Origin of the sequence: Burkholderia sp. FL-7-2-10-S1-D7, from assembly GCF_001524185.1 — a bacterium.
Classification (GTDB): Bacteria; Pseudomonadota; Gammaproteobacteria; order Burkholderiales; family Burkholderiaceae; genus Burkholderia; species Burkholderia diffusa.
The window spans coordinates 122383-146983 of sequence record NZ_LOWY01000014.1; the positions used below are offsets into that span (position 1 = coordinate 122383).

18 protein-coding genes are annotated in these 24601 nt (G+C 67.9%); 7 read left to right on the top strand and 11 right to left on the bottom strand.

Annotated elements, in window-relative coordinates; translation table 11 throughout:
* Positions 1 to 76: 76 nt before the first annotated feature.
* Both WS75_RS05140 and WS75_RS05145 read left to right on the top strand, forming a co-directional pair.
* Positions 77 to 853 (top strand): glucose 1-dehydrogenase, encoded by a 777-nt coding sequence (locus tag WS75_RS05140; protein ID WP_059679459.1) that lies wholly within the window; start codon positions 77 to 79, stop codon positions 851 to 853.
* 525 nt (positions 854 to 1378) lie between these two features.
* Positions 1379 to 3244, top strand: coding sequence for a phosphoenolpyruvate carboxykinase (GTP) (locus WS75_RS05145; protein ID WP_059679460.1), 1866 nt, complete (start codon positions 1379 to 1381; stop codon positions 3242 to 3244).
* Positions 3245 to 3375: 131 nt separating this feature from the next.
* Here WS75_RS05145 and WS75_RS05150 read toward each other — a convergent pair whose 3' ends face one another.
* The 5 genes from WS75_RS05150 to WS75_RS05170 all read right to left on the bottom strand — a co-directional run bounded on the left by WS75_RS05150 (position 3376) and on the right by WS75_RS05170 (position 7311).
* Positions 3376 to 4281, bottom strand: a complete 906-nt coding sequence (locus WS75_RS05150) for an NAD-dependent epimerase/dehydratase family protein (RefSeq protein ID WP_059679461.1) — start codon at positions 4279 to 4281, stop codon at positions 3376 to 3378.
* A gap of 78 nt (positions 4282 to 4359) precedes the next feature.
* Positions 4360 to 5193 (bottom strand): SDR family NAD(P)-dependent oxidoreductase, encoded by an 834-nt coding sequence (locus WS75_RS05155; protein WP_218919265.1) that lies wholly within the window; start codon positions 5191 to 5193, stop codon positions 4360 to 4362.
* 40 nt (positions 5194 to 5233) lie between these two features.
* Positions 5234 to 5992 (bottom strand): SDR family oxidoreductase, encoded by a 759-nt coding sequence (locus WS75_RS05160; RefSeq protein ID WP_059679462.1) that lies wholly within the window; start codon positions 5990 to 5992, stop codon positions 5234 to 5236.
* A gap of 41 nt (positions 5993 to 6033) precedes the next feature.
* Positions 6034 to 6891 (bottom strand): SDR family NAD(P)-dependent oxidoreductase, encoded by an 858-nt coding sequence (locus tag WS75_RS05165; RefSeq protein ID WP_059679463.1) that lies wholly within the window; start codon positions 6889 to 6891, stop codon positions 6034 to 6036.
* A gap of 3 nt (positions 6892 to 6894) precedes the next feature.
* Positions 6895 to 7311: a nuclear transport factor 2 family protein gene (locus WS75_RS05170; protein WP_059525569.1), complete on the bottom strand. Its 417-nt coding sequence runs from the start codon at positions 7309 to 7311 to the stop codon at positions 6895 to 6897.
* 452 nt (positions 7312 to 7763) lie between these two features.
* Here WS75_RS05170 and WS75_RS05175 point away from each other — a divergent pair, with 452 nt between their 5' ends.
* Together WS75_RS05175 and WS75_RS05180 are read left to right on the top strand one after the other, a co-directional pair.
* Positions 7764 to 7973, top strand: a complete 210-nt coding sequence (locus WS75_RS05175; protein WP_059679723.1) for a hypothetical protein — start codon at positions 7764 to 7766, stop codon at positions 7971 to 7973.
* A 295-nt stretch (positions 7974 to 8268) separates the two neighbouring features.
* The gene (locus WS75_RS05180; RefSeq protein WP_059679464.1) at positions 8269 to 9765 is read left to right on the top strand and encodes an FAD-dependent oxidoreductase; all 1497 of its coding nucleotides are present in this window, start codon (positions 8269 to 8271) and stop codon (positions 9763 to 9765) included.
* Positions 9766 to 9860: 95 nt separating this feature from the next.
* Here WS75_RS05180 and WS75_RS05185 read toward each other — a convergent pair whose 3' ends face one another.
* Complete coding sequence (locus tag WS75_RS05185) at positions 9861 to 11525, bottom strand: acid phosphatase (protein ID WP_059679465.1); 1665 nt, start codon at positions 11523 to 11525, stop codon at positions 9861 to 9863.
* A gap of 413 nt (positions 11526 to 11938) precedes the next feature.
* Here WS75_RS05185 and ftsH point away from each other — a divergent pair, with 413 nt between their 5' ends.
* Entirely contained in the window at positions 11939 to 13906 is a 1968-nt protein-coding gene (ftsH, locus tag WS75_RS05195; protein WP_059679467.1) for an ATP-dependent zinc metalloprotease FtsH, read from the top strand.
* A 270-nt stretch (positions 13907 to 14176) separates the two neighbouring features.
* On the opposite strand, the gene otsA is transcribed toward ftsH, so the two are convergent.
* The 3 genes from otsA to WS75_RS05210 form a co-directional block, all read right to left on the bottom strand.
* Entirely contained in the window at positions 14177 to 15583 is a 1407-nt protein-coding gene (otsA, locus tag WS75_RS05200; protein WP_059679468.1) for an alpha,alpha-trehalose-phosphate synthase (UDP-forming), read from the bottom strand.
* Between the two features lie 518 nt (positions 15584 to 16101).
* Complete coding sequence (locus WS75_RS05205) at positions 16102 to 17739, bottom strand: methyl-accepting chemotaxis protein (RefSeq protein ID WP_059679469.1); 1638 nt, start codon at positions 17737 to 17739, stop codon at positions 16102 to 16104.
* Positions 17740 to 18152: 413 nt separating this feature from the next.
* On the bottom strand, positions 18153 to 20231 hold the full coding sequence (locus WS75_RS05210) for a TonB-dependent receptor (protein WP_257129323.1): 2079 nt from the start codon (positions 20229 to 20231) through the stop codon (positions 18153 to 18155).
* A 425-nt stretch (positions 20232 to 20656) separates the two neighbouring features.
* On the opposite strand from WS75_RS05210, the gene adhP reads away from it, so the two are divergent.
* Positions 20657 to 21685: an alcohol dehydrogenase AdhP gene (adhP, locus tag WS75_RS05215; RefSeq protein ID WP_059679471.1), complete on the top strand. Its 1029-nt coding sequence runs from the start codon at positions 20657 to 20659 to the stop codon at positions 21683 to 21685.
* A 293-nt stretch (positions 21686 to 21978) separates the two neighbouring features.
* Here adhP and WS75_RS05220 read toward each other — a convergent pair whose 3' ends face one another.
* Together WS75_RS05220 and WS75_RS05225 are read right to left on the bottom strand one after the other, a co-directional pair.
* Positions 21979 to 22410, bottom strand: a complete 432-nt coding sequence (locus tag WS75_RS05220) for a MarR family winged helix-turn-helix transcriptional regulator (RefSeq protein ID WP_059679472.1) — start codon at positions 22408 to 22410, stop codon at positions 21979 to 21981.
* A complete protein-coding gene (locus tag WS75_RS05225) occupies positions 22407 to 23324 on the bottom strand; it encodes an alpha/beta hydrolase family protein (RefSeq protein ID WP_059679724.1) in 918 nt (305 codons plus the stop codon). The genes WS75_RS05220 and WS75_RS05225 overlap by 4 nt, the downstream gene beginning before the upstream one ends.
* A gap of 299 nt (positions 23325 to 23623) precedes the next feature.
* Here WS75_RS05225 and WS75_RS05230 point away from each other — a divergent pair, with 299 nt between their 5' ends.
* Positions 23624 to 24589 (top strand): ABC transporter substrate-binding protein, encoded by a 966-nt coding sequence (locus WS75_RS05230; protein WP_059679473.1) that lies wholly within the window; start codon positions 23624 to 23626, stop codon positions 24587 to 24589.
* The last annotated feature ends 12 nt before the right edge of the window (positions 24590 to 24601 follow it).

A 24601-nucleotide genomic window follows, 5' to 3' on the forward strand; every position in this document is an offset into this window, starting at 1 on the left:
AGGGCCGGCACCGATGCGCGTCGCAGCGCGTCGCGGCCGGAAAACCGGAATCGGAAAGCATCGAGGAGAAAACGACATGGGTCGACTGGAAGGGAAGGTGGCGATCGTCACGGGCGGCGCGCGCGGGATGGGCGCCGCGACATGCAGGCTGTTCGTCGCGGAGGGCGCGCGCGTCGTGATCGGCGACGTGCTCGACGCGGAAGGCGAGGCGCTCGCGCGCGAACTTGGCGACGCGGCACGCTTCATGCGGCTAGACGTGAGCGACGAACAGAACTGGGCGCGCGTCGCCGATGCGACCGTCGAGCAGTTCGGCCGCATCGACGTGCTCGTGAACAACGCGGCCGTGCTGATGTTCGGTGCGATCACCGAATTGTCGAAACGTGATTTCGAGCGCGCGGTATCGATCAATCTCGTCGGCACGTTCGTCGGCATCCGCACGATCGCGCCGCGCATGATCGCGCAGAAGAGCGGGTCGATCGTCAACATCTCGTCGGTGGACGGGCTGCGCGGCGTGAACGCGCTGGCCGCCTACGTATCGAGCAAATGGGGCGTGCGCGGGTTGACGAAGGTGGCGGCGCTCGAACTCGGCCACCAGGGCGTGCGCGTGAATTCGATTCATCCCGGTGGCGTCAACACCGCGATGTCGAACCCGACCGGCGCGCCGCTCGACGAGATCAACAAGCACTACACGCACGTGCCGCTGCAACGCGTCGGTTTGCCTGACGAAATCGCGCGCGCGACGCTGTTTCTCGCGAGCGACGAAGCGTCGTACTGCAACGGCGCCGAACTGTCCGTCGACGGCGGGATGGCGGCAGGCGCGTATTACCCCGGATTGCCGGGCGCGCCGTTTTGAGCGGTAGCGCACACAACGCATGCGCGACGGATGTTTGTTTGCGCAACCTAATTCAGGGTTTGCCTGAGTAGCGAAAACGCGAATCCTTTCCGCGACCGTTCGCGTGCATCGCATGCGATGCATGTCGCGCGATTTTTCCGTTTTCGCGAAACCCTTGCAGGACGGATGTTCCAGACGTTTCGTCCCCAAAGCTCGCGCGTCGGCGCAGTAAAAAGGACATGCCGGCAAGCGGCATGCCGACGCGTCGTTACAGTTGTTTCTTGTTGCAACGCAACGCCCGCCCAATAACGGCGATGGTATGCTGGCCGGAATGGAGTTGTACGGCAGGTTGCTTGCATGGCGAAACTCGCGTTCGCACACTCATACGAGACATCACATTCTCTCGCCAGCATCGCGGCATCGACACGCGCTCCGCTCGCGTGCGCCGTCTTGCGCGTCGCTGCATCCTGCGCTCCGACCGCATTCCCCATCTCGCGGGCTCGTCCCGCAACCCCCATCCCCGCCCAATAGTCTGGAGACATTCCCATGTCGCAAAACAACCTGGCCGAAGCGACGCACGGCCCGCTGATCGCTCCCCCGGCATTCGTCAAGCATCGCAAACTGATCGACTGGGTGTCGCGTATCGCGGCGCTCACGGAGCCCGACCGCGTCGTCTGGTGCGACGGCTCGCAGGAAGAAAACGACGCGCTGTGCCAGGCGATGGTCGACCAGGGCACGCTCAAGCGCCTGAACCCGGCGAAGCGCCCGAACTCGTATCTCGCGCAGTCCGATCCGTCCGACGTCGCGCGCGTCGAGGACCGCACCTTCATCTGCACCGAATCGCCCGACGACGTCGGCCCGACCAACAACTGGATCGCGCCGGAAGAAATGCGCGAGACGCTGAACGGTCTGTTCCGCGGGTCGATGCGCGGCCGCACGCTGTACGTCGTGCCGTTCTCGATGGGCCCGCTCGGCTCGCCGATCGCGCACGTCGGCGTCGAGCTGTCCGACAGCCCGTACGTGGCCGTGAACATGCGGATCATGACGCGCATGGGCCGCGACGTCTATGACGTGCTCGGCGAGGACGGCGAATTCGTGCCGTGCGTGCACAGCGTCGGCCATCCGCTCGAAGCGGGCCAGAAGGACGTGCCGTGGCCGTGCAACCCGGTCAAGTACATCGTGCATTTCCCCGACACCCGCGAGATCTGGAGCTTCGGCTCGGGCTACGGCGGCAACGCGCTGCTCGGCAAGAAGTGCTTCGCGCTGCGCATCGCGTCGACGATGGGCCGCGACCAGGGCTGGCTCGCCGAACACATGCTGATCCTCGGCGTGACGTCGCCGGCCGGCAAGAAGTATCACGTCGCGGCGGCGTTCCCGTCCGCGTGCGGCAAGACCAACTTCGCGATGCTGATCCCGCCGCGGGGTTTCGACGGCTGGAAGGTCACGACGATCGGCGACGACATCGCATGGCTGAAGCCGGGCCGCGACGGGCGCCTGTATGCGATCAACCCGGAAGCCGGCTTCTTCGGCGTCGCGCCGGGCACGGGCGTGAAAACCAACCCGAACGCGATCTCGACGCTGAAGGAAAACGTGATCTTCACGAACGTCGCGCTGACGGAAGACGGCGACGTGTGGTGGGAAGGCCTGACCGACACACCGCCCGCGAAGCTGACCGACTGGCAGGGCAACCCGTGGACGCCGGAGATCGGAAAGGAAACCGGCCGCAAGGCCGCGCACCCGAACTCGCGCTTCACGGCGCCGGCATCGCAATGCCCGTCGATCGACGCGGACTGGGAAGACCCGGCCGGCGTGCCGATCGACGCGTTCATCTTCGGCGGCCGTCGCTCGACGACGGTACCGCTCGTGACCGAGGCGCGCGACTGGATCGAAGGCGTGTACATGGCCGCGACGATGGGCTCGGAGACGACCGCCGCTGCAGCCGGCCAGCAGGGCATCGTGCGCCGCGACCCGTTCGCGATGCTGCCGTTCTGCGGCTACAACATGAGCGATTATTTCGCGCACTGGCTGAAGATCGGCAAGCAGATCGAAGACGCCGGCGCGACGCTGCCGAAGATCTACTGCGTGAACTGGTTCCGCAAGGATGCGAACGGCAAGTTCGTGTGGCCGGGATTCGGCGAGAACATGCGCGTGCTGAAGTGGATGCTCGATCGCCTCGAGGGCAACGGCGGCGGCGGCGAACATGCGTTCGGCGTGTCGCCGGCCTATGACGACCTGCACTGGAACGGGCTCGACTTCACGCGCGAGCAGTTCGAGGCGGTGACGTCGATGAACGCCGACGAATGGCGCGAGGAGCTGAAGCTGCATGCGGCGCTGTTCGACACGCTGAAGCTGCGTTTGCCCACCGAGCTGACCGACACGATGAAGAAGATCGAACAGCGCATCGGCGGCTGACGATCCGAGACGAAGTAACGCAGTAACGACGTGGTTGGATGAACGTCCCGCCGCCGGCATGCATCGCCGGCAGCGGGACGTTTTTGTTTCTGCTTCGTTTCAGCGTGGCGCGTGTTGCGCCGGCAGTGCGCTTACGCGCCGCATTGCGTGACCACTTCGTTCACCGCGCGCTGCACGTCGCCGCGCCGGTAGCGCAGCAGCGCGATATCGGCCGGATCGGGTTCGTACGACACGACGTTGCCGCGCCCCGTATAGATCGCCATATCGGGCAGCAGCGGATGCTCCTGGTCGAGCGAGGGCACCGGCTGCGGATTGCCCGCCGCGCGGAAGAAGGCCGCGAAGTAGTCGGCGAAGCTCAGGTTCTCGTCGCCGACGAGATAGGCCTTGCCGGATGCGCCGCGTTGCAGCGCGCCCCAGATCGCTTCCGACAGCGACTGCGTCGAGATGAAGTTGCTTGCGCCCGCCGGCCCGTACACCGGCAGGCCGGCGAGCTTGCCCTGCGCATAGCCCGTGTACGCGGCGAACATCTCGTTGCGTAGCCCCGGCACCGACCCGACGACGAACGGCGCATTGACGCTGCACACCGCGAACGACGGCGACGCGAGCGCGCGCACGCGTTCGTCCGCGAGATGGCGCGAGCGCACGTACGGCACCGTGTCGACGAGTGCCGGCGCGACCTGCGGATAGAAGCTGCCGACCAGCACCGCGCGCTTCACGCCCGCGTCGCGCGCGAGCGCGAAGAAGCGCGGTACCGCGTCGACGTTCGCGCGTTCCCAGTGCGCGGCTTCGTCGGTGCCGGGCGGCAGGTGGCGAATGTCGTTGCCCGCCGCGAACACGACCGCGTCGAACGGCGCGAGATCGTCACGCGTGAAGTTGCCGGCCACGTAGTCGCGCAGCAGCACGTCGAATTGCGCGAGCGCGCTGCCAGGCGCGGGCGGCTTGCGGGCGGCGAGCGTCACGTCGTTGCCTTGAGCGTGCAGATGCAGCGCGGCGTGGCCGCCGATGAGGCCGGTGCCGCCGATGATCAGGATGTTCATGGTGTCTCCGAGGGCGGCGCAGGCGCGCCGCATGAATTGAACCGACGATTGAACCGATGAAGCCGCACGGAAGTGCGCTCAGAAGTTGAAGCCGTTGCCCGTGACGACCGGCATGTTGGTCCAGAAACCGTTCGGGTCGCGATACCAGCCGGCCGCCGCGAGCGCGCCGCCGTCCACGTGCAGCGTCGTGCCGGTGACCCACGCGGCGAGCGGGCTTGCGAGGAACAGCGCGGCGCCCGCGATGTCGCCGGCGGCACCGAAGCGCCCGAGCGGAATCCAGCGCGGGATGTGCGCGCGATGCTCGGCCGCGACCATCGCGCTCACGGGAACCTGCGGCGTCTCGGTGGTCTCCGGCGCGATCTGGTTCACGCGAATGCCGGCCGGCCCGAGTTCGAGCGCGAGGCTTTTCGTGAAACCGGTCAGCGCGGTCTTGAACGACGCATAGACGGTGCAGTTCGGAATCGCGCGGAAGCCCTCGATCGACGACACGCCGACGATGCTGCTGCCCGCGCCGCGCTTGCGCAGCAACGGCAGCATCGCCTGCGTGACGATGAACACCTGGCGCAGGTTCACGTCGAACAGCCGCGCGATGTCGTCGTCGGTATGATCGTCGAACGGTTTCGCGATCTGCAGGAAATCGCCGACGTTGTTGACGAGCACGTCGAGGCCGCCGAAGCGTGCGTCGATCGTCCGCGCGAATGCGTCGACCTCGTCGCGGCGCGTGACGTCCACGACGCCGACGAGCGCGTCGACGCCCGCGGCTTCGAGCGCCTGGCGCACGTCCTGCGCGCGAGCGGGATCGAGCTCGGCCACCGCGACGCGCGCGCCCGCCGCGCCGAATCCTTCCGCGCACGCGCGGCCGATGCCGGCGCCGCCGCCGGTGATCAGTACTGTCTTGCCGGTAAATGAAATCACCACGACACTCCTTTGAGTGGAAAAGCCACGAGACGCATCACAGCGACGAAACGAGTTGCGCGTTGTCGATCCGCAGTTCCGCGCCGTTCACGAAACGCGATTCGTCGGAGGCAAGGAACAGCACGAGATTCGCGACGTCCTGCGGATCGCACATGCGTGCCATCGGATCGCTGCCGATGCCGAGTGCGGCCGGATCGAGATCGGGCATCAGCGCCTGCGTCATCGGCGTCCAGATCCCGTCCGGATGGATCGAGTTGCAGCGGATGCGGTAGCCGCTGCGCTTGCAGTGCACGGCGACGCTGCGCGCGAGCGCCGTCACCGCGCCTTTCGACCCGGTGTACGCGCACATCATCGGCAGCCCGCCGAGCGCGGCGACCGACGACATCATCACGATCGAGCCCGGCGTGTCGTTGCCTTTCATCGCGCCGATCGCGTACTTGCAGCCGAGGAAATAGCCGTCCGCGTTGACGCGCAGCACGCGCCGCCAGGTGTCGAGGCTCGTGTCCTCGATCGAGCCGACCGGGCAGATCGCCGCGTTGTTGACGAGTACGTCGAGGCGGCCGAAGCGGTCGAGCGTCGACGCGATCGCGTGCCGCCAGCCGTCCTCGTCGGCGATGTCCTGGCGCACGAACAGCGCGGTATCGCCGATTTCGCGCGCGAGCGCGTGGCCGGCATCCTCGTCGATGTCGGTGAGCACGACGCGCGCGCCCTCGGCGGCCAGCAGCAGCGCATCGGCGCGGCCGACGCCACTTGCCGCGCCGGTGATCAGCGCGACCTTGTTTGCGACTCGATTCATGTTGGGTTCGATTTCCTGCGACGTTGAAAGAAGGCGGGCGCTCATGCGGCGCCTGGCGCGCGGCCGGCCCTGACCGCGTCGAGCGCGGCCGCGCCGTAGATCTGCGCGATCGTGGCGTCGACGCGCGGGTTGGTGCGCAGCTCGTGGCCGCCGTCGACCGCGAAGCTCTGGCCGGTGACCCAGCCCGACTCGGGGCCCGCGAGATAGCGCACCGCATGCGCGATCGCTTCCGGTTCGCCGAGCGTGCCGAGCGGAATCTGTTCGAGGAAGCTGTCGACCAGCGCACGGTCGTCGAACATCGGGGCGGTGGCTTCGGAACGCGTGAGGCCCGGACGCACCGCATTCACGCGGATCTTCGCGCCGGCCAGCTCCTCGGCCGCACCGCGCACCAGCGCCTCGAGTGCGGCCTTCGCGGTGCAGTACGCGGTCAGCCAGCGGAAATTGATCTGCGCGGCGGTTGACGAGATGCAGACGATGGAGCCGCCGCCGCTATCGGCGAGCCGCGGCGCGGCGTGACGGATCGCAGCGAACGCGCTGGACAGGTTCAGGTCGATTTCCGCGCGGAAGCTGTCGGCGTCGTGCATCAGCAGCGGGCGGAACCCGGCGCCGCCGACGGTCGGCACGACGATGTCGAGACGGCCGTCGAGCGCCCATGCGGTATCCAGCGCGGCCTGCAGGTCGGCGTCGTCGCAGGCGTCGCCGGCTTGGATCGCGACGCGGCTGCCGGGCACTGCCTCGGCCAGATGCCGTTGCGTGCGTTCGAGCGCGTCGCGGCGACGGCCCATCAGCACGACGGCCGCGCCATCGGCGGCGAGCGCGTGCGCGCAGGCCGCGCCGATGCCGCCGGCGCCGCCCGTGACGAGGGCGGTGCGGCCGGAAAGGGGGAGGGGCGAGCGCATCGTTCAGCCCTCCAGCGGCAGGTCTTGCGACCAGTCGACGTGCAGCGTGCGCGCGGCGAAGCGCCACGTGCCGCCGTCGAACACGCAGCGGTCGCGATAGCGCAGCCCCCAGTCGAGCTTGCGCTTCACGCCGTCGCGCACATAGACGTGGCACGCGACGCCGTAGGTCTCGACATCGGCTTCGCCGCCGTCGAGCGTGACGAGCTGGTTGTGCACGTGATGCTGGGTCGTCTCGTAGCGCTCGATCACGCTCATGCCGGCGACGATCGCGTCGCGGTCGTCGAAGCGGAAACCGGGGCCGTCGAGCTGCGCATCGGCGGTGAAGAGCGTGGCGAGGCGCGGCCAGTCGCGCCGGTCGACGGCTTGCGCGTAACGGCACGCAAGTTCGTACAGCGCGTGGCGGGGATTCGAATCGGTCATGCGGTACTCCCGTGAGTGAACGGAAAGCGTTTGCCGCGCCGCGAGCGCGGACGCGGCGGCATTGCGACGTCGACGCGCAGGTTCGCATCGGACCGATCGATGCTCATCATCCATACGGAGCAGGGTAAGGATCGGGGAAAACACCGGGGCCGACGGCGGAGCAACGTCTGATGCTGCGATGCAGCGGCGCATGCGCGGCATCCGGCTGACGGTGACGCAGCCCATCGCAACAAGCCGGGGCAGACGGTTTTCAGGTCCTTCAGTCGAACCGGTCGCGCAGTAATGCTGCAGTGCGGTGCGCCGCATGAAGCCCGATTCGTGTTTGCCCCTAGTCGAAATGGACGATGGCCGGCGGGCCGGCACTGGCTACCGTGCAGCCATCCGGCGCCGTTGCATGTGGTCAGTCGCCGGACTCGAACCGCGATAGCGGCCAACCGGAGGGGACGACGATCATGAGACTGACGACTCGCAAGCTGTGCGTATTGGCGATAGGCACGTTCGCGGCCATGGCGATGGCGCGATATGGTGCCGAACAGGTCCCGTCGCCGCCGTATGCGGCCGGCATCCTGCAATGCCGCTCGGTCGACTCCAACGGCTTGCCGACGGGTTGCGTACCGATCGATCCGTCGCACTTCGGCTTCGCCGCGCTGCGCGGCATGTGACGCTGGCGCGGCCGTGCGCCGCGCCGATTCGATGTCGCCCGGCAGCCGTCGCGATGCGGCGGCGTCCTGGCGGACAGACCGGGTGGCGCACCGCGATACATGCGCAGCGGGTCGCCCATCCGGTTTCCCGTCGTCGTTCGAATTTCCCGCCCATGACACCCGGCGCGGCTCGCATGCGCACGCTCGAGCGCTCGCATCGACCACGCGCCGACGTCCGTGTCGGGCTGCCTGCCCGGCGGTGCTTCGCCACGACCCCCGCCTTTCACCCATTCCCTTCACGCAGAACCATTACGCGATGTCATCCGACTATTCCCTGACCCGCCCCCTGAACGTCCGCGACGTGCGTCGCTGGGACGCCGAACACGACGTCGTGATCGTCGGCTTCGGCGCGGCCGGCGCGTGCGCGGCGATCGAAGCCGCGAGCGCCGGCGCCGACACGCTGATCGTCGAGCGCGCATCGAGCTACGGCGGCACGAGCGCGCTGTCCGGCGGCGAGATCTACCTCGGCGGCAGTGGCGGCACGCCTGCGCAGCGGCAGGCCGGCTTCGGCGACGATACCGAGGACCTGTACCGCTACCTGATGCTCGCGGGCGGCCGAGACGCGGACGAGGCGAAGGTGCGTCTCTACGCGAACGAGAGCCTCGCGCATCACGACTGGCTCGTCGCGCAGGGCCTCACGTACAAGAACACGTTCATCGCCGAGCGAATCGTCGAACCGGAAACGGACGATTGCCTGATCTGGTCCGGCAGCGAGGAGGCCTGGCCGTTCAGCGAGGCGGCGAAGCCGTGCCCGCGCGGGCACACACCGCAATGGCCGGGCTGGGGCGGCGGGCAGCTGCTGATGCGCGTGCTGGCCGGGCGCGTGCAGGCGCTCGGCGTGTCGACACGCTACGACACGCGCGCCCTGGCGCTGATCGTCGACGACGCCGGCGTGGTGCGCGGCGTCGTGCTGCGCGCGTACGGCGAGACGGCATGCGTGCGGGCGCGCCGTGCGGTGATCCTGTGCGCGGGCGGCTTCGCGATGAACCGCGACATGGTGCGCCGGCACGCGCCGCAGTTGCTGCGCTCGGACGAACCGATCGGCAGCCCGGGCGACGACGGCTCGGGCATCCTGCTCGGCCAGAGCGCGGGCGGGGCCGCGATCCACATGGACCAGGGTTTCGTCAGCCTGCCGTTCTACGCGCCCGAATCGCTGATCCGCGGGATCTTCGTGAACGCGCGCGGCCAGCGCTTCATCAACGAGGACGGCTATCACGGCCGCACCGGGCATCACGCGTTCCACCAGGCCGACGACCGCATCTACCTGCTGGCCGACCAGGCGACCTACCAGGAGCCGCCCGCGATCGCGCGGATCGGCATCGCGGCGGCGGGCGAGACATGGGAAGAAGTCGAACGCGACCTGCAGATGCCGGCCGGCACCCTGACGGCGACCGTCGACGTCTACAACCGCCACGCGGCCGAAGGCGTCGATCCGTTGTTCCACAAGGCGAAGAAGTGGCTGACGCCGCTGATCGAGCCGCCGTTCGTCGCGCTCGATTGCCGGATCGACTATGCGTTCTATCCGCATTTCACGCTGGGCGGGCTCGATACGCTGCCGACCGGACAGGTGCTCGACGCCATGCGCGTGCCGGTGGCGGGCCTCTACGCGGCCGGCCGCACGAGCTGCGGGCTGCCGCGCTGGGGCGCCGGGTACAGTTCGGGGCTGTCGCTGGCCGATGCGACGTTCTTCGGCCGGCAGGCCGGCCGTCATGCCGCGCGTTCGGCAAGCGAGGCGCTGCGCAGCGTCGCGTAGCGTCGCCTGAACAGGCAAGCACGACGCCCCGGGCAACCGTGTTGCACCGGGGCGTCGTCGTTTCAGGCGGACGTCGGTGGCGCGTCGACAGGCCGTCAGCCGAGATCGAGCGCGTTGGTCAGGTCGCCCGGCGGCGTCGCGCCGCGCGACGCGAACGCCTTGTCGCGCGCAGTGACGCCGTCGAGCGGCGCGAGCCCGTGCACGCGGCTGATGAAGCGCAGGATCGAGTTCGTGTCGTACATCGTGTGGTCGACGTAACCCTTCTTCGCGAACGGCGAGATCACGAGCGCGGGAATCCGTGAGCCGGGGCCCCAGCGATCGCCGACCGGCGGCGCGACGTGATCCCACCAGCCGCCGTTCTCGTCGTGCGTCATCACGATCACGGTGTTCGCCCACTGCGGGCCGCGCCGGATGCGTTCGATCACGTTCGCGATGTGGCGATCGCCGGATTCGACGTCCGCATAGCCCGCGTGCATGTTCAGGTTGCCTTGCGGCTTGTAGAACGCGACGGCCGGCAGGCGGCCCGCGTCGATGTCGGCGATGAAGCGGTTGGTGGACGGCTCGTCGCCGAGGCCCGCGTCGCGCAGGTGCTTGCGGCGCGCGTCGGTGCCGGGCGCATAGTTCGCGAAGTAGTTGAACGGCTGATGGTGGTACTGGAAATCCGGCACCGTGCCCGTGTCGCGGTGCTCGAGCGCGTATTGCCACGCGCCGCTGTACCACGCCCAGTCGACGTTCTTCTCCGACAGGCGATCGCCGATCGTCGCATGGCCTTGCGGCGGGATCACGCGATGGTCGGCCGGATCCGCGTATGCAGCGTTGCCCGGATCGGCCGGCGGCACGTAGCTCGGCTGGTACGGCGGCGCCATCGTGTTGACGCCGTAGCCGTCGGGCGTCAGCGGGCCGTCGACCGCGAACTTCGGCGGGCCGTCGAGCGCGGACGCCGGCGAATCGGCGGCGAGCGTGAGCCGCGTGCCGGCCGGATCGTCGCCGTCGACCTTCGACAGCAGCTTCGCCGCGTGCGGATGCCGGTGTGCATCCGGATAGATCGGCGGCTGCGCGGAAATCAGGAACATGTGGTTCAGCCACGAACCGCCGAAGGCCGCCATGAAGAAGTTGTCGCACAGCGTGTATTGCCGCGCGAGGTTCCACAGCCGCAGCGTGTCGGCGGAATTGCGGTAATGGCCCATCACAAGGCCACCCGAATCGGCCCACGCGGCGAACTGGTTGTTGCGGCCGCCCGCGATCTGCATCTGGTTCTGGTAGAAGCGGTGCCACAGGTCGCGCGTGATGACGCCATTGGGCAGCGGCTTGCCCTGCGCGTCGGCGATCCGGAACGGCGCGTTCGGCAGCTTGTCGATGTCGCGCTCGGCGATCGCGTAGCGCTTGCCGTCCACTTCCTGCGCCTGCGGCACGAGTCCGCCCCAGATTTTCGGCAGCACCGGCAACGGCGTCTTGCCGTCGCGATCGAGCTGCTGCGCATGCTCGGGCCGAACCTCGCTCAGCGGGTAGCGCACACCGGGGAAGTCGCCATACAGGTTCGCGAAGCTGCGGTTCTCCGCATAGATCACGACGATGTGGCGCACCTGGCGGCGCAGCGCGTCGTCGAGCCGCAGGTCGGCGGCGGTGCGCGGCGCGCCGCCCGGCGTGGTCTCGCAGCCGCCGAGCGCGACGCCGGCGCCGAGCGCTGCGAGGCCGCCGAGCATGCGGCGGCGGTCGGGATCAACGGGAAGGTCGTCGGGGCGATCGGGGGTGTCGTTCACGTCGTGAGCTCCTCGGATGGGCGGTTGTCGTTCGATGCGCGGCAGTGTCGCGCGGCCTGCCGCTACGCGGGACGGGACGCAACGGCCGGCGTCGCGCCGGGGCGGGGCGACGCCGGCTGTCACGGAAATGTCATGAACGCGACTATAACGTGGCCGCCCGCCTCGATGAAAGCTGTTTGTCGGACAATGCGCGACGCTTGCGCGCGAACTAGACTTGAATCATGGGCGGCGCGTTGCCGTGCGTCGTCCGCGCGAACGGCGCGTGGCGCGCCTTCGCGGTGTCATTCATGCGATGAAACGAGGCGAAGATGACGCGGATGCGTTCCGTCTGCGCGTGGTTGCCGATGCCGCGTGCCGGCCCGGCGCGCGGGCACGCATAAGCGCGCAGCGGCGTGACCGGCCGGCCCGATGCCATGGACAGGAAATTCGACTACGCAGGATTGCTGATCGCGGCGGGCTTCTTCGTGCTGTTCGCCGCGCAGTTGCTGATGCTGCGTCCGACGTCGACGCTGATCGCGTACAGCGATTTCCATCGGCTCGTCGCCGCGCGGCTCGTCGACGATCTCGAGATCGGATCGACGACGATCACGGGCACGCTGACGATGCCGCAGGCCGGCGCGATGCTGCCTGCGTCCGAAGTCGCGGCCGTGAAGTCGGAGGGCGCGCCGCCGCACTTCGCCACCAACCGCGTGACCGACCCGCAGTTGATCGACACGCTGACCGCCGCCGGCATTCGCTTCCACGGCGCGTCCGACAACGGCTGGATCGCGTCGCTCGCGTCGTGGCTGGTGCCGCTCGTCGCGTTCGTGTTCATCTGGAACCTGATGCTGCGCAAGCGCGGCGGGCTGCAGGATTTCACCGGGATGGGCAAGAGCCGCGCACGCGTCTATGTGCAGCAGGAAACCGGCATCACGTTCGACGACATCGCGGGCATCGACGAAGCAAAGGCCGAGCTGCAACAGCTCGTCGCGTTCCTGCGCGATCCGGATCGCTACCAACGGCTCGGCGGCAAGATTCCGAAGGGCGTACTGGTCGTCGGCGCGCCCGGCACCGGCAAGACGTTGCTCGCGCGCGCGGTGGCGGGCGAGGCGGCGGTGCCGTTCTTCTCGATCAGCGGCTCGGCGTTCGTCGAGATGTTCGTCGGCGTCGGTGCGGCGCGCGTGCGCGACCTGTTCGAGCAGGCGCAGCAGAAGGCGCCGTGCATCGTGTTCGTCGACGAGCTCGATGCGCTCGGCAAGGTGCGCGGGGTCGGCCCGATGTCGGGCAACGACGAGCGCGAGCAGACGCTGAACCAGTTGCTCGTCGAGATGGACGGCTTCCAGGCCGGCTCCGGCGTGATCATCATGGCCGCGACCAACCGGCCGGAGATTCTCGACCCCGCACTGCTACGCCCGGGCCGCTTCGACCGTCACATTGCGATCGACCGGCCCGACGTGAACGGCCGCCGCCAGATCCTCGGCGTGCACGTGAAGCGCGTGAAGCTCGCGGCCGACGTCGACCTTGGCGAACTCGCGTCGCGCACGCCGGGCTTCGTCGGCGCCGATCTCGCGAACGTCGTCAACGAGGCCGCGCTGCATGCAGCGGAACTCGGCAAGCCGGCGATCGGGATGGACGACTTCGACGAGGCGATCGATCGCGCGCTGACGGGCCTCGAGCGCAAGAGCCGCGTGATGAACGCGCAAGAGAAGCTGACGATCGCCTATCACGAGGCCGGCCATGCGCTCGTCGCGGAAAGCCGCGTGCATTGCGATCCGGTAAAGAAGGTGTCGATCATTCCGCGCGGCGTGGCCGCGCTCGGCTATACGCAGCAGGTGCCGACAGAGGATCGCTACGTCCTGCGCCGCAGCGAGCTGCTCGATCGGATCGACGCGCTGCTCGGCGGGCGTGTCGCGGAAGAACTCGTATTCGGCGACGTGTCGACGGGCGCGCAGAACGATCTCGAGCGCGCGACCGCGATGGCGCGCCACATGGTCATGCAGTACGGAATGAGCGAGCGGATCGGGCTGGTCACCTTCGACGACGGCGATGCGCGCACTGGCATGCCGGGCGCGTGGCATTCGGGCGAGGGGCGCTGCAGTGAGCACACCGCACGGATGATCGACGACGAGGTGCATACGCTGCTGACCGATGCGCATGCGCGCGTCGCGTCGACGCTCGGCGAACGTCGCGATGCGCTCGAGCGGATCGCACGCCGGCTGCTCGCGTGCGAGGTGCTCGAACGCGATGCGTTGCAGGCGCTGATCGACGGACGCGAGGCGCCTGGCGCCGTGCCATCCACGACCGATCCCGGGCCTTGCGCGGGCGCGAATACGCCGGAGCAGGCGTCGGCGATCGAGCGCGATTTCGTCGCATACGGCCCGCCGCGCGAACCCGAACGCTGAAGCGCGAGCCTGTCGCGCAGCCGGCGGGGGCCACGAGCGCGCCGCACCGTCACGGCGATTCAACCTTGCCGGCATGGCGTTGCGCCGACGTTTCATTTCCCCTTTTCCAGTCACGGAGTCGCGATGAGCGAGGCGCACGTATCGGTCGATGTCGCGCAGCATGCGCGTTTCAGTGTCGAAGTCACGTCCCGGTGGCGGTACGGGACGTAAACGGCGCGGTGCTCGACCGCGAGACGAACGGCGTGTGAGCGTGCGGCAGGACGTGGCGCGTCAGGACTCGGCTGCGGCGGCGACTTCCGCCGCTTCGGCGAGCGCGTCGAGAAAGCGCGTGCGCCACCAGTGCACGTCGGTCTTGCGCACGATCGCCATCAGCGCGTCGTGGCGCTGGCGGCGTTCGTCGAGCGGCATCGTGAGCGCGCGCTGGATCGCCTGCGCGGTGCCTTGCGTGTCGTACGGATTGACGAGCAGCGCGGGCTTCAACTGCTCGGCCGCGCCCGCGAAACGCGACAGCACGAGCACGCCCGGATCGGTCTCGTCCTGCGCGGCGAGAAACTCCTTCGCGACCAGGTTCATCCCGTCGCGCAGCGGCGTGACGAGCGCGACGCGGCTCGCGCGGTAGAGGCCCGGCAAGCGCTTGCGCGCGACCGTGCGGTGGATGTAGCGCATCGGCATCCACTCGAGTTCGCCGTAATCGCCGTTGATCGCGCCGCACAGGCTGTCCATCTCGCGCCGCAGGTCGTCGTACGCGCCGAGATCCTCGCGGCTCGGTGCGGCGATCTGGATCAGCGTCGCGCGGTTGCGGTTCTCCGGATATTGTTCGAGCAACTGACGGAACGCGTGGACGCGCTGCGGCAGCCCCTTCGTGTAGTCGAGCCGGTCGACGCCGACGAGCAACTGGCGGCGCGAATACTCGTCGCGCATCCGCTCGAACATGTCGATGCCGTCGCGGTTCTCCGCGAGCGCCGCGAATTCGTCGACGTTGATGCCGATCGGGAACGCACCGGCCGACAGCGTGCGGCCGAACGCCTGCAGGCGGCCGTCCGGTAGCCGCGCGGCGCCGGCTTCCGCTTCGACGTAGTGCTCGAAGTGAAGGAGATCCGATTCGGTCTGGAAGCCGACGAGATCGTAGGCGAACAGCGAGCGCATCAGCCACTCGTGCTCCGGGATCGCGGCCATGATCGGCGGCGGCGGCATCGGAATGTGCAGGAAGAAGCCGATCGGATTCGTGCAGCCCGTCGCACGCAGTTCGGCGGCGAGCGGAATCAGCTGGTAATCGTGGACCCAGACGACGTCGTCGGGTCGCAGCAGCGTGCTCAGCTTGCGCGCGAACAACTGGTTCACACGCCGGTAGCCGTCCGCGAAGCGGCGGTCGAACTGCGCGAGATCGAGGCGGTAGTGGAACACGGGCCACAGCACGTTGTTCGAGTAGCCGAGGTAGTACGCGTCGTAATCCTGCGGATCGAGATCGATCGTCGCGAGCTGGATGCCGCCGACGTTCTGGATCTGCACGTCGTCGCCATGCGCGGGGCGTTCGTCGTCGCCGCGCAGCCGGCCGCTCCACCCGAACCAGACGCCGCCCGATTCCTGCAGGCTGTCTTTCACGGCCACGGCGAGCCCGCCTGCCGCGGCTTTACGGGGATCTGCAATACGATTGGATACGACGACGAGTCGGCTCACCAGCTCTCCTGCGAATGGTTGGGGAAAGTTCGTGCGGCCAGGGCGCGAGGCGGACGCCGCCATCGACGCGTGGCGCGATGGGGCCGCGATACGAGCGGACGGGAATCAGGGAACGCGATTCGCCGTTCGAACGTGGAGTGCTTTTTTTAGGATACTCGTCATTCGCCTGATTTAAAAGTGCATGACCGCGATCGGCGAATTCGCACGTCGGTTCAATGTTTTCCGTATCGCGTGCAGGGCGGTCGGGACCGGAAATTGCGCGGCAGCGTGTGCAACGGAAGAGGGCGATCCTGGAGAAAGGGGATCGTGGACGGACGCGCCCGATCGTATTCCGTATCGATCGAAATCGCTTCGATCGATCGCGATGTGCGTGGTCGACGCGGCGAGGGTGCGTGCCGCGGACACATGGAGCGTGCCGCGCGACACCTTGCGTTTCAGGTTCGCACGAGCGCGACGACCGTCGCGCGCAGGCGGTGGCGACGCGCAGCCGGGCCGTGTTCCGTGCGACGCGTGACGCGTTACGCGGCAGCAGCGCGCCAGTGCGACGCGCTGTCGTCTGCTTGCGCGCGCGCGCGTGCCGACGCTGCATGTTCGCCGGCCGGCATCCGGAACGCGGACACCGTCTCCGACAGATCGCGGCCCTGCGCCTCGAGCGATTTCGACGCGGCCGCGGCCTGTTCGACGAGTGCCGCGTTCTGCTGCGTCGTCTCGTCCATCTGCGTGATCGTCAGGTTCACCTGGTCGATGCCGCGGCTCTGTTCGGCCGATGCGGCCGCGATTTCACCCATGATGTCGGTGACGCGCGCGATGGCGCGCGTCACGTCCGACATCGTCTTGCCGGCTTCGCCCGCGAGCGCCGAGCCGTCCTGGATCGTCTGTACCGATGCCGAGATCAGCTCCTTGATTTCCTTCGCGGCGGTGGACGAACGTTGCGCGAGGCTGCGCACCTCGCTCGCGACGACCGCGAAGCCACGGCCCTGTTCGCCCGCGCGTGCCGCCTCGACGGCCGCGTTCAGCGCGAGGATGTTGGTCTGAAATGCGATGCCTTCGATGATCCCGGTAATGTCCGCGATTTTCGACGAGCTGTTGCCGATCTCCGTCATCGTATCGACCACGCGGCCGACCACCGCGCTGCCGCGCAGCGCGACGTCCGACGCGTTCGCGGCGAGCGTGCTCGCCTGCTGCGCGTTCTCCGCGTTCAGGCGCACCGTCGACGTGAATTCCTCCATCGTCGCGGCGGTCTCCTGCAGCGATGCGGCCTGTTCCTCGGTGCGCTGGCTCAGGTCGAGATTGCCCGATGCGATCTCGCCTACCGCGTGCGCGATGCTGTTCGACGAATCGCGCACGCGACCGACGATGTCGATCAGCCGCGCATTCATCGTGCGCAGCGCGTCGAGCAGGTCGCGCGTCTCGTCGTTGCCGCTCACGCTGATGCGGCTGCCGAGATCGCCATTGGCCACCGTGCGCGCGACGTCGACTGCCGCGACGATCGGTGCGGTGATCCTGCGCGTCAGCCACATGGCGCCGCCCACCGCCACCGCGATCGCGATTGCGCAGATGGCCAGCAGCAAGTTGCGCTCGAACGCGTAGCGATCCGCGAATGCCTGCGCGATCGCGATTTCGCGCTCGTGCGTATAGGTTGCGTACGCATCGGTGGCGCGAACCAGTTGCGCAAGCAACGGACGGCAGCGATTGTCGATATCGGCGGTCGCCTCGTCCTTCTTGCCGGCCTGCGCGAGCCCGACGATATTCAGCGCGACGGGCCCGTAGCTCGCTTCGACGCGCGCGATCTCGGCGACCAGTTCGCGCGCGCGGTCAGTCGTGTCGGTCGCATTCGCCATCATGTCCTTCAGCTTCGCGAGACGGTCCTGCACGTCCTTGTGCGCCTGCTGCACTTCGGCCAGTTCGAGCTGGATGTCGGACGGCGTGGTCACGAGCACCAGGTTGCGCGCGGCGATCGCGCGCCGGTCGACCGCGGTACGGATTTGCGCGGACAGGTTTGCGCGCGCATTAAGGCCGTTCATGTACCGGGAAAACTCGTCGTTCGTATCGGACAGCGCTTTCAGCGCCATGCCCGACACGATGACGACGACTGCGGCGAGCAAACCGAAGCCGCCAAGCAGTTTTGTCTTGATCGTTATTCTGGCGATTTTCACGATGTGCCTCTGTGCGAGTGGTTGGCGATGGGAATTTATTGTTCGACCGCGTGCAGGCCCGTGCCGTGATTAACGGGAATGCCGGATATTTCTTTACCCATCGAAAACCCTGATATTCATTCTATTTCGCTGGAAACCCCCGCCGGTTGGGCTTTCTAGATCTGAAGAAAGGCTCGAAAATCACCGATGATCTTCGCGTTCATACGCGGACATGAAAATCGACTTCTTGCCGAAAATAAATAAGTACTGGTCGTTTTCTCAAATCGTCCGATTGGTATGTTCGTTAATTTACGGGTGAATCGCGCATTGACGTTCGGACGCTCGGGAGCGCCCGATTTGGCCCTGTAAAAGAGACGTAAGAATGCGCGCCCGTTCGACCCGGCCCGCGGCCGGCGCCGCAGGCCGTCCGGCGATCAGAACGTCGTGCGCAGACCGGCCATCACGCTGCGGCCGCCTTGCGGCGCGAAGCCGCGCACGACCGAGGTCGCATAGCGGATCTCCTGGTTCGTCAGGTTGTCGCCGCGCAGGTACGCGAGCCAGTGCGTCGGGCCGACACGGAACTTGTACGTGAGCATCACGCCGAGCGACGTGTAGCCGTCGGTCGGAAAGTCGTTGTCGGGCACGCGATGCTGCGACCACGCGTGCGTGATCTGCGCGCGCGCGCCGAACGGGCCGTAGCCATAGTCGGCCGCGAGCGTCGCGCGCAGCGGCGCGATGCGCGGCAGCGGCTGGCCGGTGTCGACGTTGCGTGCATGCGTGTAATCGGCGGTCAGTTCCAGGTCGACCGTGTGACCGCGCCGCGAGAACGCGCGCCACTTGCCGTCGAGTTCGACGCCGTAGAACTCGGCGCGCACGCCGCGATAGATGGCTTCGTCGAGCGTATCGCCGGCGCCGGGCGCGACCGGTTCGCCTTCGCCGTTCACGATGCGGCCCGTGTTGTACTCGGTCAGGTAGTTGGAGAAGCGGTTGTAGAACACGCCGACGCTGCCGCGGTTCGGGCCGCTCGCATAGCGCAGCGACAGGTCGGTCGATACGGCCTTTTCCTTCGACGCGTTCGGGTTGCCGATCAGGAACTGGCCGGTCGCGTCGTGCGGGCCGTTCGAGTACAACTCGTAGAAGGTCGGCGCGCGTTCCGTGTACGCGACGTTCGCCGCGAACGACCACACGGGCGTCAGCGAGAACAGCGCGCCGGCCGATACGCTGCCGGCATTGAAGTCGCGCGGTTGCGCGGCCGCGAATTTCTCGATGCCGGCCGGATCGGGATCGACCTTCACGTGCTCGAAGCGCCCGCCGAGGCTCAGCTTCAGCGCGGGGACGACCTGCCATTCCTCGAGACCGAACAGCGCGACGCTGTTCGTTCGCGTCGACGGCACGAGCATTTCGTCGCCGAGCGCCGAGAACGTGTTCTGGCCGAACTGAACCCCGATCGCACCTTCGAACGGGCCGATCCGGCGATGCCGCGCCTCGATGCGCGCCTCGTAGCCGCGGTTGCGGAAGGTGGTGGCCGTCTCGCCGTTGTCGACTTCCTTGTGGCGATAGTCGGTGTACGCGAAGTCGAACTTCAGTTTCGTGAACGGGCCGCTCAGGTTGCGCACCTCGGACGCGAGCGCGAGGCGTTCCTGGCGCATCCGCAAGCGCACGTCGTCCTCGGCGACGGAGCCGTAGTTCGACTCGTACCCGCTGTACGACAGGCCCGCGAAGCCATCGGCCCACGTGTACGACGCGCCGAGCGCGCCGCCATGCACGCGGCCGTCGCTGTTCGGCACGTTGCCGTACGGTTGCGGCGTGTCGGGGGCGTCGATCGCCCGTTGCTGGCTGCTGCGCGCGTAGCCGGGAATCCGCAGCTTGCTCGTTTCCCGGTCGAATGCGTCGACATGGAACGCAAAGCGGCCGTTGCCGCCTTCGACCTGCGCGGCACCCGCGCGCACCGAATTGGCGCCGCCGTAGCGTGCGTCGAGCGCGCCCGTCACGCCTTCGATCGCCTCGCGCGGAATCCGGTTGTCGATCGTGTTGACGACCCCGCCGACCGCGTTGCCGCCGTACAGCAGCGCGGCCGGCCCGCGCACGATCTCGACGCGCTCGATCGACAGCGGATCCTGCGGCACCGCGTGGTCGTACGACAGCGACGACGCGTCGTAGGCGGCGACGCCGTTCTGCAGCAGTCGGATCCGGTCGCCGTCCATCCCGCGGATGATCGGGCGGCCGACCATCGGCCCGTAGGTGGTGGTCGATACGCCGGGCAGGCCGTCGAGCGTTTCGCCGAGCGAATCGGCCTGGCGGCGCGTCAGCGCGTCGCCGGACAGTTGCACGGTCGGCGAGATCAGCTCGGTGTCGCCGAGCGGGTTCGCGGTCACGAAGATCGGCGCGAGCGGCGTGGTGTGCGTCGGCGTCGACGAGGCGGGCGTGTCGGCCTGCGCGTGCGCGACGGCGGCGAACAGCATCAGCGAAACGGGCGTGAGCGGGCGAAGCGGTAGACGAGGGAGGTCGCGCATGGTCGGTGAATCGATTGGAATCGGTTGGAATTTGATAGGGAAACGAGACGTGCGGGCCACGACTGGATACGATATATTGTTGCGTCTGCGACGCGCAGTGACCCTTTTGGATATGACTCGGCGCCACTCGGCCACCCGGACGGAACGGCTTCGGATGGACGAGCTTACGAAATGATATGTTATATCATTACAAATTCCAAGCAAAACGGCGGTAGCCCACGGGTGCTCCGACAACCTGCCGAAATGGCCGAGAACGCAGCGGCGGGACGTTCAAGCCGGCACCGGGACCGGCGGCGCGCGCAACCACGTCCGCGATGAATCCGCCGCCGCCGGCGCGCACGATTTCTGCCCCGTTGATGCGCATCAATGCGTTTTGGTTTCGAGCCCGGATACTGGCCCGGTCATCGACCAGACAGGAGCGACGCATGACTCAAACCATGAAAGCGGCGGTGGTGCACGCGTTCGGCGAACCGTTGCGCATCGAGGAAGTGCCGATCCCGACGCCGGGCCCTGGCCAGATCCTCGTCAACATCAAGGCGTCGGGTGTCTGCCACACGGACCTGCACGCAGCCGACGGCGACTGGCCCGTGAAGCCGACGCTGCCGTTCATTCCCGGACACGAAGGCGTGGGCGTCGTCGCGGCGGTCGGCGCGGGCGTCACGCACGTGCGCGAGGGCGACCGCGTCGGCGTGCCATGGCTCTACACGGCATGCGGTCACTGCGAGTACTGCCATACCGGCTGGGAAACTCTTTGCCACGGGCAGCAGAACACCGGCTATTCGGTGAACGGCAGCTACGCGGAATACGTGCTGGCCGATCCCGACTACGTCGGCCATCTGCCCGCGCAGGTCGCGTTCGACGAGATTGCGCCGATCCTGTGCGCGGGCGTAACCGTCTACAAGGGGATTCGCGTCACCGACACGCGTCCGGGCCAGTGGCTCGCGATTTCGGGTATCGGCGGGCTCGGCCACGTCGCCGTGCAATACGCGCGCGCGATGGGCCTGCACGTCGCGGCGATCGACGTGTCGCCGGCCAAGCTCGAACTCGCTCGCCAGCTTGGCGCGCAACTGACGATCGATGCGTCGACGGACGATCCGGCGAAGGTCATCCAGAAGGAGATCGGCGGGGCGCATGGCGTGCTGGTCACGGCCGTGTCGCGCAGCGCGTTCGCGCAGGCGCTCGGGATGGTGCGGCGCGGCGGCACGGTGGCGCTCAACGGCCTGCCGCCCGGCGATTTCCCGTTGCCGATCTTCTCGACCGTGCTGAACGGCATCACGGTGCGCGGCTCGATCGTCGGCACGCGTCGCGATCTGCAGGAATCGCTCGATTTCGCGGCCGACGGGCTGGTGCGCGCGCATATCCATCGTGACCGGCTCGGCAACATCAACGACATATTCGCGCGGCTGCGCGACGGGAAGGTCGACGGCCGCATCGTGCTGACCGACATGCATTGACACGCAAGCGGGCACGCTGCCGCGACGCGAGGGGCGTCGCGGCAACTGATGCCACGGGAAGGCCAGTCCGTGCATAAGACGAATGCATCGACGTGGATAGCAATGCAGGCGGCCGACATACGGCGCGGGCGGCAATCTTTTGAAACAGGACATAGCCGGAAAGCGTTGCCGAAGCGGTGCATCCGGAACGTACAATTTGCCGCCTGAAAGTTCGGAACCCGAATCGAAAGCGCGCATCGGAATCGCTATCGATTGCGCGGCCTCGTGCCGATGGATCGCACCGCCGACGCCGTTCAGCGTTCGGTCGGAAAGCGGTCCTGCAATGCGTGCAGCCAGCGCGCGACGACGTCGAGTTCGTCGTCGGAAAACCCATCGCACAGCTTGCCGTTCAGCTCGCGCAGCGCCACGCGCGCACGCTTGAGCGCCGCGTGTCCTTCGTCGGTCAGGAACAGGCGCGTTGCACGCCCGTCGTCCGAATCGGCGTGACGCGCGACCAGGCCCGCCTTCGCCATCCGGTCGGCGAGCCCCGTCATCGCGGACGGCGCCAGTTGCAGCGCCGCGCCGACTTCACCGATCAGCGCGCCGTCCTGCCTCGCGAGGCAGAACAGCACGCCGGCCTGCGCGGCGCTGGCGCGCGCATCGGTCTCGGCCTTGCGATCGACCCAGCGCTGCACGCGCCGCTGGCCGATGGTCAACAGGAAAAACAGTCGTCGGTCTTCGCTCAAGCTCGGTTCCCGGCTGCAATGGAAAGGGACGGGCGACCCGCCGCGCGCGGCGCGTCGAGCGCCTGCGCGAGCCAGTCTGCGACCGCTGGCCACAGCACGGTGCCTGGCCGGCTGCGGAAGAAGCCCATGTGTCCGACCGGTCCGCTGCCCGCGGCGTTCGGATCGATCTGGCGGCGTTCGACGGCCGCCCGCGTCAGGTAGCTTACCAGCAGGTCGATCGCGGGCGGGTTCGCCCACGGATCGTCGTCGAAGCCGAGCGCGAGAATCGGCAACTGCTGCTTCGAGAAGCGCTCGGCTGCCCCGAGCGTCGGATCGTCGAAGAAGTAGCGCGGCAACGTGGTCCAGCGGCTCCACTCGCGGAACACGCCGGCGGGGAGGTCCTCGCCGAGCCCGAGCCGCTTGCCGGGCACGTAGCCGAGCAGTGCGGACGCGAGCGGGCCGAGCACGCGCAGGATCAGCCGCACCTTCAGCCGCTCGGCCGCGCGGGAAATCAGCCGTGTGCTGCCCGCGTGCGCGGCGACGAGCACGGCCGCGCGCAGGTGCGCGGTGCCGGCCGACAGCCCGATCGCGTGCCCGCCGACGCTATGCCCGACCGCCAGCAGCGGCAACCCTGCGTACGCGTGACGCGCCCACGCGATCGCCGCGCCCACGTCGAGCTCGACCCAGTCGCGCATGCGGGCCTGCAGCGCGCTCAGCCGCGCGTGCCGCGACGCACCGATGCCGCGATAGTTGTAGGTCAGCGCCGCGAAGCCGCGTTCGGTCAGGAAGCGCGCGAAGCCCGCGTACAGCCGCTCCGGCACGGCGGTGGCTGGATGGATCAACACCAGCGCGCGCGGCGCCGTGTCGGGCAACCACTGCGTGCCGCGCAGCGTATAGCCGTCGGCGGCGCAAAACTCGACGGGTTCTGACGTCATGGCCATCCTCATTCGGGGAGTTATTTCGTATGCGAAATATAGTGCGTGATTTATTTCGCGCACGAAATATCTGTCGAGGAATCATTCGAACGGTGTTGCGCGAAGCGTGGCGCCCGGCGTCGCTTCGTGGCGACTCATCCATAAAACATTTGCATCTTTTCTTAGAAGAATATTGCGTTTGTCTCATGAAGCGGATCGCCGTATCTTCATCGGTTTCATCCGTCCGCCAGCCATCGCGGCAAGCGGACCCAAGGGCGACGCCGTCACGCGGCCGCCCGCCAACCACCGGGGAGATCACGTTGTTGAGCCGAATCGTCACGGCGTTGCTGCTCGCGCTCGCCGCGCAGCCGGGCATCGCCAAGGACACCGTCACGCTGCGCGTCGGTGAACAGAACTACTTCAACATCCAGGCGTCGATGGAGGCGTCCGGCGTGCTGAAGGACGTGCCTTACACGATCGAGTGGAAGCACTTCCAGGCCGCCGCGCCCGTCGCCGAAAGCCTGAACGGCAATGCGATCGACATCGGCTTCCTCGGCGATTCCGCGCTGCTCACGCTGGCCGCGCGCGGCGCGCCGGTGAAGGTGGTCGCGGTGTCGCGGCAGAGTCTCGACGGCGTCGCGATCCTCGTGCCGAAGAACTCGCCGGTGCGCACCGTCGCCGACCTGCAGGGCAAGACCGTGGCCGTCTGGCGTGGCGCATGGAGCCAGCAGCTCGTGCTGCGCGCGCTCGAACACGCTGGCCTGCGCGCGGATTCCGTCAAGTACGCTTACCTGATGCCGATCGATGCGACCAACGCGCTCGCGAACGGCTCGGTCGACGCCGTGTCGCTGTGGGAGCCGTTCGTCAGCACGCTCGCGCTGCGGCAGGGCGCGCGGCCGCTAACGACCGCGCAAGGCCTGATGCCCGCGCTGAGCTTCGTCGCGGCGAACGAGCAGGCGGCTACGGCCAGGCGCGCGGAGATCACCGATTTCCTGAAGCGCGTGGTGGCCGCACGCCAGTGGGTCGACAGTCATCCGCGCGAGTATGCCGACCTGTGGGCGAAGCGCGCGAAGCTCGAGCCGGACGTCGCGTACCGCTGGCTCGACAACGCGCACCAGCGCGTGGGCCCCGTCGACGACACGGCCGCGAAGGACGCGCAGAACACGGCCGACTTCCTGCACAAGGCCGGCGTGATTCCGGCCGCGTACGACACGGCGAAGCTGCTCGACCGGTCGTATGCGGGCGCGTTCGCGGCGCCCGCGCAACGGACGGCCGCCGCGCAGTGACCGTGCCGCCAC